Consider the following 11,884-nt stretch of genomic DNA (forward strand, 5'->3'; position numbering starts at 1 on the left):
GGACTGCACGGAGCGGGCGACCTTGGTGGGCTCCAGCCGGTCCAGGGGTGAGGGTTTGCCGGTGTCGATCTGGCAGAAGTCGCAGCGGCGGGTGCATTCGGAGCCGCCGATCAGGAAGGTCGCTTCCTTGTCTTCCCAGCACTCGAAGATGTTCGGGCAGCCGGCTTCCTCGCAGACGGTGTGCAGGCCTTCCTTCTTCACGAGGTTCTTCAGGCCCACGAACTCGGGCCCCATCTGGACCTTGGCCTTGATCCACTCGGGCTTGCGTTCGACCGGGACGGCCTTGTTGCGCTGCTCAACACGCAGCAACTTACGGCCTTCGGGTGCCAGGTTATTCACGCTCATAGGGGGGGGGGGGGGCTCCAGGACTCAGGTGGCACGGGGGCGCCACATTGATGTGGTTCCTCCCCGCTCTGTATTGGACCTGAGAGATTCCGCGCCCCGCTGCTGCAGGATTCGCTTGCCCCGTCGGTGAGCCGGGCTGTGGGTCCAGCCGGACTGCTTTCCAGAGGTGCCTTGCCGCGGCGGTACGTGGGCCTGAGAGATTCCCGGGGAGGGTTTGCTCCTACGGCGCCCGCTGAATGTACCGGCAGGACTCTCCCGCCGCAGATCATAAGCGCGTGCCGCCACGGGGCGGCACGCTTCACAGGGTACCGGCCGGGGGAGGGACGGAGCAAAGCCCGCGGGCAATCGGGCGCAACTCGCCGGGGTCGCGGGAGCGCCGGGGTCGCGGGAATGCTGCGGGGTCGCCGGAACATTCCGGCGACCCCGCAGCATTCCGGCGAGTTCGACGTCGGACGGACGCGGGCGGAATCGGAGCCCCTATTCCCGGAGGAAGAGGGCCCGCTTGGAAAAGTGCTCCCAGAAGACGCCGAGGTGAACGTTCTTGTGTCCCGCCGGAGAACCTGCCCCATTTGGGTCATGGACTTTGATGTGGCCGTCGTGGGAGATTCCGGACGCTAGGACCAGATGCCCGCGCGTTCCTGGCTCATCAAAGGATTTACCCACCGAGGCGATGCATAGCCCGGGGGAGCGCAGCAATCGCACGAATTCCTCAGGTTGGTCAAGAAATAAGAGTTCCGCCTGGAGCCCGGTTTTCCTCGCATGCGCGGCCAGCCCTGCGTGGAGCCACCCTTTACTCTCGCTGTAAGCGCCGGAGGCCAACAGTTCCTCCGTGAGTGAAGCGGGGTCGACTAGATGGTCGAGGAGCGCATGGTAGGCCGTGCGAAGGCACAAGACTCCACATGATCGATCCTGCCAGTGCTGCGCCACGGCTTCGCTTGGATATCCAAGAGAGGCCCAATGGGTCCTGATGTGCTCACGGTTCAGCCCGGCCATCTGGCTGCTGGGCTTCATTTGGAAGAGATCATTCACCGTGTTTCGCGCTTCCCCGGAACTCGGCCAGCAGTTTCGGGTCCTCGCAGGCCCGCGCGAAGGCCTCGATCCGTCGTTCGATTTCCCGGCCCAGCAGCCAGCCGCCGATCCGCTCGGCAAGCGGCTTCAGGAAAGCCGGCCGGCACGAAAAGGTGTACTTCCACACGGCACGGGTGCCGCCGTCGTCGGGGGTGAAACGCCAGCCGCCGCCGAAGTTCCCGAAGAACCACGGCCCGGCCACCATGGTCATGCCCACGCTCTTCGGCGGCACGTACGAGACGTATTCGCTGACCATGCGCAGGCCCATGCGGGACACCGTGCGGGTACGGACGCCCTTGCCTGCGGCGGTGGCACCGTCCACGAAGGACTGCGCCGAAATGAAGGGGTCCCACTTCAGGCGGAACGCTCCGGTGGTCTGGGACAGGGCGAAGGCCGTTTCGGGGTCGAGCCGGATGAAGCGCTCCGCGCGCACCTGGGGCACGGCTTACACCTTGCGGTAGCAGAGGTCGAAGATCATCCGGCCGGCCTCGTGCGCCTTGGTCTCGAAGCTGGTGCGGATGCGGCCGTCGAAGCGCGGCGCCCAGCCGCCCACGTGGTCCACGCCTTCGTTGGGGCCCGTGTGCTCGGTGCTGACCGGCGCGCGGCCTTCCTTGACGGGCGCGCCGCCCACCACGGATTCGACGCCGGATTCCCAGACCTTGGTGAGCGGGCTCTCCGGGCCGGAGCGTTCGCCGTGGTGCAGGTTTTCGAAGTCCTGCGACTCCGCCACGACGTTCCGGACGTGGACGGCGTAGTTGGACCAGTCGGTGGCGACCCGCCAGAGGCCGCCCGGCTCGAGGACGCGGGCCACGAGCTTGGCGAACTCCGGCTGGATCAGCCGGCGCTTGTGGTGCCGGGACTTGTGCCAGGGGTCGGGGAAGAAGACCCAGACCTCGCTGACGGAACCGGCCGGGAGCATGGTGGCCAGGACCTCAGGGGCGTTGGCTTCCACCACGCGCACGTTGCTGAGACCCCGGCTGGCGATCTTGATCAGGGTGTTCGCGAGGCCCGGCGTGTAGACCTCCACGGCCAGGAAGTCCTTGTCCGGGTGTTCTTCGGCGGCATGGCAGACGGCCTCGCCCAGGCCCGAGCCGATTTCCACCACCAGGGGGGCCTTGCGGCCGAACTCGGCTTCGGCGTCAAACACGTAATCAGGGTGCACGGAGGTGTTGGCGACGTGCCGCGGCACGTCGAGCACCCAGCGGTCCGCGTGCTCGTCCCAGGCCTGCTGCCGGCGGCCCTGCAGGCGGGTCCCGCGCCGCACGAAACTGACGGGCCGGCCGCCGTAGGTGCCGAAGGAGGCCTGGCTGCCGGGGGTGACGGGACGCGGCATCGGGGACTGTGCGGAGTGCTGCGGGGACTGCGGAATTTCGGGGGTGCTCATCCCTTTCAGGATAGCCGGGCGCCAGGGAGCGCAGGGTCAAGGAAGCAGGGGTTGGCCGGGACCCTAGGCGGAGCTCCGGGCCGAGAGGGCGTTCTTGAACGCCGTGGCCGAGGCCTTGCTGCTGTTGATCCGCCAGTCCGTTTCCTTGAGGAAGTGGAACCAGATGAAGGCATCCACGTCCGGCTGCGCATCGAGGTAGGAGACGGCGTCCTTGATCCAGGTCGGTTTGGAGCCGCCGAGCTCGCTGGAGGCGGTTTCGGAAATGATGATCCGCTTGCCGGTGCCGAGCGCCCGCAAGGCGTCGAGCCCGGGTGCGAAGGTCTGCGCGGGGCCCTCCCACACCGACCAGCCTTGGCTCGTGCCGAAGTTGTAGGAGTCCAGGGCGAGTTGGTCCACCACATCGGATCCGGGGTAGACGGAGGCGAGGGGCACCGACCCGGGGTAGGGATCGTTCACGGACCACAGCCACTGCGGCCGGGCCCCGTTGGCGCTGAAGATGCCATGGATCCGGCGCCAGGCCGCGATGAAGTCCCCTGCCGTGGTGCCGTTGACGCCGGGGCACCACGGGTACCAGTAGCCGTTCATTTCGTGGGCGAAGCGGATGGTGACGAGATCCCCGAAGGGCGCCAGGGCGGTGGCCCAGGAGCGGACGTAGCTGTCGAAATAGCCGGCCGCGATCCTTGCCACGGAGTAGGCCGGCTGCTCGAGGCCGCCGCCCCACACCCAGGGTTCCCAGGTGATGACGGGCCGGGCGCCGCGGTTGATGCAGGCCTGGATTTCGGAGACGGGCGCCGGCTGCTGGAAATCCTTGTAGCGCAGGATCAGGCGTGGCGCTTCTCCGGCGAGCCGGGTGACTTCGTTCAGGCCCGTCGCGTCCAAGGGTCCGCCCGGGGTTGCGACGCCGAAGGCCAGTTGCGGCGTTCCTGCCGCGGACCGTGCCGCCGAGGCCTCTGCGGCGGTGGCCGCTGCGAGGCCGACGGCGCCCAGCGCTCCTAGGGCTGCCCGCCGCGTCACGGGGCGTGAAAAGTCCGGGAACATGGGGCCTCCAGCCGGTGACCGTGGAAGAAGGGGGGAACGGGTGAACAGTGTTACTGGTGGGAATACTGTAGGGCCGCGACGTGAACGGCGGAAGGGCGGCGTGTAGATTTCGGAGCGTGACGCGCAACGCCGAAAACTCCGAGCCCCTGGTCGACGCCGAAATCGGCGAAGTCCCAGCGGCCGGTCCCACACGCGTCTCCACGGCCAAGGGCCTGGTGTACCTGGGTGCCTGCCTGGTGCTGATCGGCCTCAACCTGCGCACCGTGTTCTCCAGTTTCTCGGCCGTGCTTCCGGAGATCACCGCCGACGCCGGCCTGCCGGGCTGGGCGGTGGTGGTGCTCACCACTGTGCCCGTCACCCTTCTTGGCGTGTTCGCGCCGCTGGCCCCGGTGCTTGCCCGGCGTTTCGGCGCGGAGCGGGTGCTGCTCGGGGCGATGGCGATCCTGACGGCGGGCCTGCTGCTGCGGCCGGCGGACGTCCCGGGCGCCGGCCACCTGCCCGCGCTGCTGGCCGGGACCGCCGCCTGCGGCGCAGCGATCGCCCTGTGCAATGTGCTGCTGCCGGGAGTGGTGAAGCGGGACTTCCCGCACCGCCTCGGCCTGATGGGCGGGCTCTATACGACGGCGATCTGCGCCTCCGCGGCGCTCGGTGCCGGCTTTACCTATCCGGTGTTCCGGGCTGCCGGCCAGTGGACCTCGGCGCTCTGGTTCTGGGCGCTGCCGGCCGCCGTCGTGCTGTTGCTGTTCCTGCCGCTGGCGCTCCGCCAGCCCGTCGTCAGGCACCAGTTCCAAACGGAGGGCGCCAATGTGTGGCGCTCCGCGGTCGCCTGGCAGGTCACCGTTTTCATGGTGCTGCAGGCCATGATGTCCTTCAGCGTGTTCGCCTGGCTGGCGCCGGTCTTGCGCGAGAGGGGGGTCGACGGCGGCACGGCCGGGTTGATCGTGTCTGTGTCGATCGTGCTGCAGATGCTCGGTTCCCTGTTCGCTCCGGGGCTGGCCGCACGGTTCCGGGACCAGCGCGCCATCAATGTGGTGGTGGCATTGATGACCGGCGGCGGCTTCGCCTTGAGCATCTTCGGGCCCGTGGAGCTGGCCTGGGCCTGGACCGGGCTGCTGGGCCTGGGGCAGGGCAGCCTCACCGCGGTGGCGCTGACTATGATCATGCTGCGCACCAGGGACGCGCACACGGCAGCGCACCTTTCCGGGATGATGCAGGGCGTGGGCTACGGTCTGGGCTCCACCGGCACCCTGCTGGTGGGCCAGTTGCACCAGGCCACGGGTGGCTTCGCCGCGGCCGGCATTCTGTTCCTGGTGGTTGGAGCGCTGGCGGCGGTGTTCGGCTACCGCGCCGGCCGGAACCGGTACGTCGGGGGCTGACGCGGCGGAACTATTTGGTCTGTGGCCTTTCCTGGGCGGATCTGTTGCGCTGCTCTGCCAGTTTTGCTTCTGCTTCGTGGCGGCGACGCCCAATGACGCGCATTTGATGTGTGTCCGCGCTGCCTGCGTCTTCCAAGAGGGGAGGAGCCGGCCGAGTGGTCCGCAGTTCCGGATGGGCGGGTTCCTGAGGTGTGGTGTCGAGGGGATTGTTGCCACTCATGGGGATCGTCTTCCTGTCGGGCTAATCGGTGTTTTTGGGACCGAATGCACGACCACGCGGGGGTCGGCGCCCGGCCCGGTCGTCGTGTCCGCGCACGGTTCGGGCGTAGCTGCGGGCTTCCTTGTCCTGTTGCTGCTCTTTTGCGCTGCGCTTGGTGCCCCGTGGCGGGAGCTGAATGGCGTCCTCGGCGTCCAGCCCCGCTTGGAGTTCGCGGCCGCGTTCCATTTCGGCATCGAGTTCGGCGCCGAACAGCAAGGACATGTTCAGGATCCAGAGCCAGAGGAGCATGACGATCACGCCCCCGATCGCGCCATACGTCTTGTTGTAGTTGGCGAAGTTCGCGACGTAGAACCCGAATCCCAGCGACGCCAGGACGAACACCAGGAAGGCCACGAAGGAGCCGATGCTCATCCAGCGGAACCTGGGCTGTTTGACGTTCGGGGTGGCGTAGTACAGCACGGCGATGATGACGATGACCAGCAGGACCACCACCGGCCACTTGGCGATGCCCCACACCGCCAGGAGGTCCCCGCCGAGCCCGAGGGCCTTTCCGATGCCGTCGGCGACCGGCCCGCTCAGTGCCAGGGCCGCGGCGATCACCGCGGCGATCACGATGCCCAGCACCGTCACGCCCAGCATGGTCGCCCGGAGCCTGAGGAAGCCCCGGCCCTCGTCGACCTCGTATACCCGGTTCATGACCCGGCTGAAGGCGCCCACGTACCCGGAAGCGGACCACAGGGCTGTTAGCAGGCCGATGACCAACGTGAATCCGGACGCCGGCGAGGTGGTGAGCTCTTCGATGGGTTGCCTGATGGTGTCCACCGTGGCCCCCGGCGCGATGCCGCGGACGATGTCGAACAAGGCCATGGTCATGGGCCCGGCCTGCCCGACAATGCCCAGCAGCGACACCAGAGCCAGCAGCGCCGGGAAAAGGGAAAGCACACCGTAATAGGTCAGGCCCGCGGCGGCGTCGGGACACTGGTCCTTGCCGAACTCCCGGAACGTCCGCCCGGCGATGTACCGCCAGGTTGGCTTCGTCAACTCGGCAGGGCTTTCCGGCTTGCGCGGATCGTCCGCGTCCGGAGCTGTTCCGGCCTTTGCCGTGCTGGTCCGGGGCGGGCCATCGGCTTCCGGGCCGCCGCGCCGTTCGGGCATGGCCGTGCTCCCGCGTTCTTGCTGCAATCCCGGCCCCTGCGCAGGCCGTTCTTCTTCTTCTGTCATCCCGGGCTTCCTTCAAGGAGAGGATCGAGATCGGGGAAACCTACTCCCTAAATACTAAGCATACTTAGCATTTTGGGTAAGGGCCGGACTGCATTCAGAACTGTCCGGACGGACACCGGGCTACCGGAGCCCGTGGCGGAAGACCCAGAGGTCCTTCGGGCCGCCATCGAAACTCCAGTCCCGCTCCGGAACCCGCACGAAACCGAGCGATCCGTAGAGCCGGTGCGCCGGCGCCATCCAGGCGCCGCTGGTGATGGCCACGGCCTCCACGCCGTCCAGCGAACGGCCGTGGTCGAGGATCCGCTCCACGGTCCGGCGGCCGACGCCGAGGCCCTGGGCCGCCGGGTCCACGGCCAGCATGCGGAACTCGAGTTCGCCGTCGAGCGCCACTTCGGTGTATTTCCGGCCCGGGTGGGTGATCATCACCGACGCCACGGCCCGGCCGCCCAGCTCGGCGATCCACAGCTCGGCGTGCCTGGCCCGCTGCTCCACATCACCCAGGACGGCCAGGTAGGGGTGGCCTTCGGTGACGTGCCCGGCGGCGAGATACGCGCCGATGGTGATGCGGCGGATCTCTGCGAAGTCCTCCGGCCCGGCAACGCGGATCTCCAATTCCGTGGCAGTGGGGACGGCCGTCACGCGGAAGCAACCCCGAGGTAGGAATCCAGGCGCCCGAGTTCCGGCTGCGAGGAATGCTGCCCCACGGCGTCGGCCCCTACTGCGTTGGCGGCGGCGAGGGCCTGCTCGTCGGACAGCCCGTTGCGCAGGCCCAGCACGAATGCGGCGCAGAAGGCATCGCCGGCGCCGATCGTGTTCACGACGGTGGCGCGGCGCCCGGCCGCGCGGGCCACTTCCTTGCCGTCCCGGAATAGCGCCGAGCCGTCCTTGCCGTAGGTCACGGCCACCAGGCGGGCCTGCGCCAGTTCGGGGATGAGTTCGTATTCGGTTTCGTTGACGATCACCAGGTCGCAGCGCTGCACCAGTTCGGCGGGCAGGGACTGGGCCGGTGCGGCGTTGAGGGCGAAGAAACCGGGGTGCCGGCGGGATGCTTCGACGACGACGTCCAGGCCCACTTCCAGTTGGCAGAGCAGGGTCTCGTCCTCGGCGAAGGCGACGCCTTCCAGGGACACTTCGGCGTTGGCGCCCGGGCACACGACGATCTGGTTCTCGCCGGCGCTGTCGACCACGATCAGCGCGGTTCCGGTAGGCGTGCTGCGGTGCGCGACGTCGGACACGTCCACGCCCGCGGCGGTGAGGGCATCGAGCATCTCGCGGCCGGCGTCGTCGTCGCCCACGGCGCCGATCATCCGGGCCGAGCCGTCCAGGCGCGCTGCCGCGGCGGCCTGGTTGGCGCCCTTGCCGCCCGGCTGCCTGCTCAGTGCGCCGCCGCCGATGGTTTCGCCCGCCGTCGGGAGGCGCTCAGCGGTGGCGATGAGGTCTAGGTTGATGCTGCCGAGCACGGTGAGCGCGCGGTGGCGCGGCAGGAGGGGGTTCGAGGAAGTCATGGAGGACAGTGTAGTCATTTTCACATTTAAATGTTGTACTTGTTCGTAATACGTGCTTGTATAACAACTCGAATCCACTGAGGGTTCCCGTCATCCCCAACCCGACGAACCACACCCGACGAACAAGGGAGTTTGTTGTGATTTCCTCACCCGCCAACGCGCCCGCTCCGCAGGATGCCCCGCAGGACGCCGCCGTCGAACTGCCCGGTGCGCGCCGGCCCAGGGCCGCCATCCTCATCACCACGCTCCTGCTGGGCGTGCTGTCCTTCCAGCTCAACGCCAGCATGGTGACTCCGGCGCTGCCGCAGATCGGCGCGCACTTCGGCGCCGACGCCGGCGCGGTGGCCCAGGTGCAGTCCATGTTCTTCCTGGCCGGCGCCATCTCCGGCCCCATCATGGGCCGCTGGAGCGACTTCATCGGCCGCCGCCGCGCGCTCCTGCTGGTCCTCGGCGTCATGGCCTTGGGCACCGTGCTCTGCCTGGCCGCGCCCAGCCTGACCCTCCTGGTGATCGGCCGCTTCCTCCAGGGCGTGTCCAGCGCCATCTTCGCGCTCGCCTACATCGTGCTCCGCGAGAACCTCGACGCTCGCGCCTTCGGAACCTCGGTGGGCATCATCGCCGCGGTCAACGGCGGCGTGGCCGGCTTCGACGGCTACGCGGGCGGCTTGATGACCGAGGCCTTCGGCTTCCAGTCGATCTTCCTGGTGGTGCTCGGCCTCGCCGCCATCGCGGCCGTATGCATCATCCGCATCGTCCCCGGCGGCCGTGCGGCAAACACCGGCGGCGGAAGCATGGACTGGTGGGGTGCGGCGTTCCTCTCGGTCTTCCTGGTCTGCCTGAGCTACTTCGTCAGCACCGGATCCTCCGCCGGCTGGACCTCCGTCCCTGCGCTTGCCCTGCTGGCCGGAACCGTGGCCGCGTTCATCGCCTTCTGCGCCGCGGAAAAGCGCCGCAGCTCCCCGCTGATCGCCGTGCACCACCTGCGCTCCCGCCAGGTCTGGACCGTCATCGCCACCACCGTGCTCACCCTCGCCGGCATCTTCGCCATCATGAACTTCACAGTGGTGCTGCTCAGCCAGGACGGCAAGAACGGCTTCGGCCTCGGCGCGTCGCTCTCGGCCCTGCTCTTCCTGACCCCTGCCGCCCTGATCGGCGTCTTCGCGGCCCCGCTGGCGGGCTGGCTCACGGGCCGGGTTGGCTGGATCAGGACCCTGCGCATCGGCACCGCCCTGAGCCTGGCCTGTGCCGTGGCCGCGGCCTTCTTCGCCGACAACCAGTGGGCCGTGCTGGCCGCCGTCGCAGCCCTCGGCATCTTCTACAACGGCTTCTTCCTCACCTCGATCAACGGCCTGTCGGTGCTCCTCTCGCCCAAGGAAGCCCCGGGCTCCCTGCCCGGCATCAACGGCGCCTCCTTCGGCACCGGGGCGAGCCTCGGCGTCGTCCTCGTGGCACCCTTCGCCGGACTCGGCACCCAGGGCGGGTACGCCGTCGCGCTATGGATCTCGGTGGGCATCACCGCGGCGGCCCTGCTGGTCAGCCTCCTGGTCCCCGCGCCCGACGCCGACGCCGCCGCCTAAGCCCGCATCCTCCCAACAGAAAGCGATACCCAGACATGCTGCCCTTCTACCTGGACTGCGACACCGGAATCGACGACGCCCTGGCCCTGGCCTACCTGCTCGCCGCGCCGGAAGCCCGGCTGCTCGGCATCGGCACCGTCAGCGGGAATGTCGCGGCCGCCACCGGCGCCGTGAACACGCTTGACCTGCTGCGCCTGGCCGGCCGGCCGGAGATCCCGGTGGCCGTGGGGGCGCACGACTTCCAGGCCCGGGCGTTCGACGGCGGAGCGCCGCACGTGCACGGCGCCAACGGAATCGGCGGCGTGGCATTGCCCAAGGCCGAGGCCGCGCCGCTGGCCGAATCCGCTGCCGAAATGCTGGTTCGCCTCGCCCGCGAAAACGCCGGCGAACTGCGCGTGCTGGCCATCGGCCCGCTGACCAACATCGCTGAGGCCCTGCGCCTGGAACCGCGGCTGCCCGAACTGGTCGCCGAGATCACCATCATGGGCGGCGCCGCCATGGTTCCGGGCAACATCAGCCCGCTGGCCGAAGCCAACATCGGCAACGATCCCGAGGCCGCCCGCGAAGTCCTCGCATCACCATGGAACATCAAGCTGGTGCCGCTGGACGTAACCATGAGCAACGTCCTGGAAGAGGAGCACCGCCTGGAACTGCTCGCCTCGGACAGCCCGCTGGCCCGCGCCCTGGGCGAAATGCTCGGCTACTACTACCGCTTCTACGAGGGCATCTTCGGCCGCGCGTGCTCCGCCATGCACGATCCCCTCGCCGCCGCGGTGGCCGTGGACGCCGTCGCACTGCGTACTGCGCCGGTGGTCCATGTGGAGGTCGACGCCGGCGACGGACCCGGCCGCGGGCAGACGGTCTGCGACCTGCGCGGCGTGCACCTGGGCTACCCGGAACAGCCCGGCGCCCATTGCCAGGTGGTCCTGGAACTCGAAGAGGACTTCGCCCCGCACCTGATGGCGGCGCTGCTGGCTCCCGTGCCGGCTGCGTCCGTGCCGCTTGCCCCGGTGGCTGCCGGGGCCTGAGCCCGCACCAGCTCCGGAGGGACATGTCCATGCCTCGCATTGCCGGGGTGGACATGTCCCTTTGCGGCATAATCGGGTGGATGGTCATGAACGCACCTTCGCGCGAACTGGACGGGCTGGACCGGCGGATTGTTGCCGCCCTCCAGGTCAATGGCCGCGCCTCGTGGCGGCGCATCGCCGAGGTGCTGGGGGAGTCCTTCAGTACCGTGACCCGGCGCGGCATGGCCCTGCTGGAATCCGGCACCGTGCGGGTCGCCGGGCTCGTCACGCTCGGTCCCACCCACCTGGTGGAGGTCCAGTGCGAGCCGGCGAAACTGGCAGGCATCGCCGAGGAACTCGCCAAGGACCCGGACGCCAACTTCCTGTACGCCCTCACCAGCCCCACCCGGCTGCTGTTCGAGGTCCAGGCGCGCCCGGGCCGGCTCTCCAGCCTGGTGCTGGAGGAGCTTCCCGCGCTCGACGGCGTCACGCAGGTGAATGCCTGGCCCCTCCTTGAGTACTTCCGCACCGTGGCCGAGTGGCACCCCGGACCCGTCACCGCCGAGGAAACCGCGGCCCTGCAGGACTTCCCGGTGCCGGTGACCCGGCCGAGTGCCAGCGCCATCCTCGACGACGTCGACACCCGCCTGGTGCAGTTGCTCGTTGAGGACGGACGCGTCCCGGTGGCCGAACTCGGCGAAGCCGTGGGGCTGTCCGCCCCGGCCGTGCGGCGCCGCCTCAACACCCTGTTCGAAAACGGAAACCTGAGCGTCCGCGCCATCGTCGAACCCGCGGACATCGGCCTGCCGATCGAGGCGGTTATCTGGGTGCGCACCGCACCCGCGGACGTCGCCGACGTCGGCCGCCTCCTCGGCGGCGAACCCGCCGTGCGCTATGCCGCCATGGCCCTGGGCGAGTTCCAGCTCATGGCCAACGTGACCCTCCCGAGCCTGAACGAGCTGCGCGCCTTCCTGCTCGAGTCGCCCTGGGCGGAACGTGCCCTCGCCGTGCGCAGTTCCCTGGTGGTCCGCGCGTACAAGCGCGGCGGCGTGCGCATGCCGGACCCTTCCTGATTCCAGCGTTCCGCTGATTCCGCGCTGACCCGCTGCTGCTTCCGCGCGCCGGCCGCGTCACGCCCGGCAG

10 protein-coding genes, 1 pseudogene and 2 riboswitches are annotated in these 11,884 nt (G+C 68.9%); of the genes and pseudogenes, 4 read left to right on the plus strand and 7 right to left on the minus strand.

Annotated elements, in window-relative coordinates; translation table 11 throughout:
- From BLP88_RS02405 to BLP88_RS02425, 4 genes and pseudogenes are all read right to left on the minus strand, one after another.
- Nucleotides 1-330 (minus strand): annotated as a pseudogene (locus tag BLP88_RS02405) (lipoyl synthase); the annotation flags it as partial.
- A 73-nt stretch (nucleotides 331-403) separates the two neighbouring features.
- Nucleotides 404-514, minus strand: a riboswitch (glycine riboswitch).
- Nucleotide 515: 1 nt separating this feature from the next.
- Nucleotides 516-613, minus strand: a riboswitch (glycine riboswitch).
- Nucleotides 614-1,366: 753 nt separating this feature from the next.
- The gene (locus tag BLP88_RS02415; RefSeq protein ID WP_074586664.1) at nucleotides 1,367-1,855 is read right to left on the minus strand and encodes a type II toxin-antitoxin system RatA family toxin; all 489 of its coding nucleotides are present in this window, start codon (nucleotides 1,853-1,855) and stop codon (nucleotides 1,367-1,369) included.
- Between the two features lie 3 nt (nucleotides 1,856-1,858).
- Nucleotides 1,859-2,797: a tRNA (guanosine(46)-N7)-methyltransferase TrmB gene (gene trmB, locus BLP88_RS02420; RefSeq protein WP_175453475.1), complete on the minus strand. Its 939-nt coding sequence runs from the start codon at nucleotides 2,795-2,797 to the stop codon at nucleotides 1,859-1,861.
- A gap of 63 nt (nucleotides 2,798-2,860) precedes the next feature.
- Nucleotides 2,861-3,835 carry a glycoside hydrolase family 26 protein gene (locus tag BLP88_RS02425; protein ID WP_074586665.1) on the minus strand — a complete coding sequence of 325 codons (975 nt, stop codon included), beginning with the start codon at nucleotides 3,833-3,835 and terminating at the stop codon, nucleotides 2,861-2,863.
- 116 nt (nucleotides 3,836-3,951) lie between these two features.
- Here BLP88_RS02425 and BLP88_RS02430 point away from each other — a divergent pair, with 116 nt between their 5' ends.
- On the plus strand, nucleotides 3,952-5,211 hold the full coding sequence (locus BLP88_RS02430; protein ID WP_074586667.1) for an MFS transporter: 1,260 nt from the start codon (nucleotides 3,952-3,954) through the stop codon (nucleotides 5,209-5,211).
- Nucleotides 5,212-5,452: 241 nt separating this feature from the next.
- Here BLP88_RS02430 and BLP88_RS02435 read toward each other — a convergent pair whose 3' ends face one another.
- The 3 genes from BLP88_RS02435 to BLP88_RS02445 form a co-directional block, all read right to left on the minus strand.
- Complete coding sequence (locus tag BLP88_RS02435) at nucleotides 5,453-6,586, minus strand: YihY/virulence factor BrkB family protein (RefSeq protein ID WP_074587152.1); 1,134 nt, start codon at nucleotides 6,584-6,586, stop codon at nucleotides 5,453-5,455.
- A gap of 186 nt (nucleotides 6,587-6,772) precedes the next feature.
- On the minus strand, nucleotides 6,773-7,291 hold the full coding sequence (locus BLP88_RS02440) for a GNAT family N-acetyltransferase (RefSeq protein ID WP_074586669.1): 519 nt from the start codon (nucleotides 7,289-7,291) through the stop codon (nucleotides 6,773-6,775).
- Nucleotides 7,288-8,157, minus strand: coding sequence for a ribokinase (locus tag BLP88_RS02445; protein WP_074586670.1), 870 nt, complete (start codon nucleotides 8,155-8,157; stop codon nucleotides 7,288-7,290). The genes BLP88_RS02440 and BLP88_RS02445 overlap by 4 nt, the downstream gene beginning before the upstream one ends.
- Before the next feature lie 140 nt (nucleotides 8,158-8,297).
- Between BLP88_RS02445 and BLP88_RS02450 the strand changes: the two genes are divergently transcribed.
- The 3 genes from BLP88_RS02450 (at nucleotide 8,298) to BLP88_RS02460 (ending at nucleotide 11,814) form a co-directional block, all read left to right on the plus strand.
- Nucleotides 8,298-9,734: an MFS transporter gene (locus tag BLP88_RS02450; RefSeq protein WP_074587154.1), complete on the plus strand. Its 1,437-nt coding sequence runs from the start codon at nucleotides 8,298-8,300 to the stop codon at nucleotides 9,732-9,734.
- A gap of 35 nt (nucleotides 9,735-9,769) precedes the next feature.
- On the plus strand, nucleotides 9,770-10,762 hold the full coding sequence (locus BLP88_RS02455) for a nucleoside hydrolase (RefSeq protein ID WP_074586672.1): 993 nt from the start codon (nucleotides 9,770-9,772) through the stop codon (nucleotides 10,760-10,762).
- Between the two features lie 80 nt (nucleotides 10,763-10,842).
- A complete protein-coding gene (locus BLP88_RS02460; RefSeq protein WP_074587156.1) occupies nucleotides 10,843-11,814 on the plus strand; it encodes an Lrp/AsnC family transcriptional regulator in 972 nt (323 codons plus the stop codon).
- Nucleotides 11,815-11,884 lie beyond the last annotated feature (70 nt).

This window comes from Arthrobacter cupressi (genome assembly GCF_900099975.1).
Taxonomy (GTDB): domain Bacteria; phylum Actinomycetota; class Actinomycetes; order Actinomycetales; family Micrococcaceae; genus Arthrobacter; species Arthrobacter cupressi.

Excerpts from the sequence above, each read along its gene's own strand:
- BLP88_RS02435 (WP_074587152.1), bottom strand. The coding sequence starts at position 6,586 with ATGCCCGAACGGCGCGGCGGCCCGGAAGCCGATGGCCCGCCCCGGACC.
- trmB (WP_175453475.1), bottom strand. The coding sequence starts at position 2,797 with ATGAGCACCCCCGAAATTCCGCAGTCCCCGCAGCACTCCGCACAGTCC.
- BLP88_RS02455 (WP_074586672.1), top strand. The coding sequence starts at position 9,770 with ATGCTGCCCTTCTACCTGGACTGCGACACCGGAATCGACGACGCCCTG.
- BLP88_RS02445 (WP_074586670.1), bottom strand. The coding sequence starts at position 8,157 with ATGACTTCCTCGAACCCCCTCCTGCCGCGCCACCGCGCGCTCACCGTG.
- BLP88_RS02425 (WP_074586665.1), bottom strand. The coding sequence starts at position 3,835 with ATGTTCCCGGACTTTTCACGCCCCGTGACGCGGCGGGCAGCCCTAGGA.
- BLP88_RS02460 (WP_074587156.1), top strand. The coding sequence starts at position 10,843 with ATGGTCATGAACGCACCTTCGCGCGAACTGGACGGGCTGGACCGGCGG.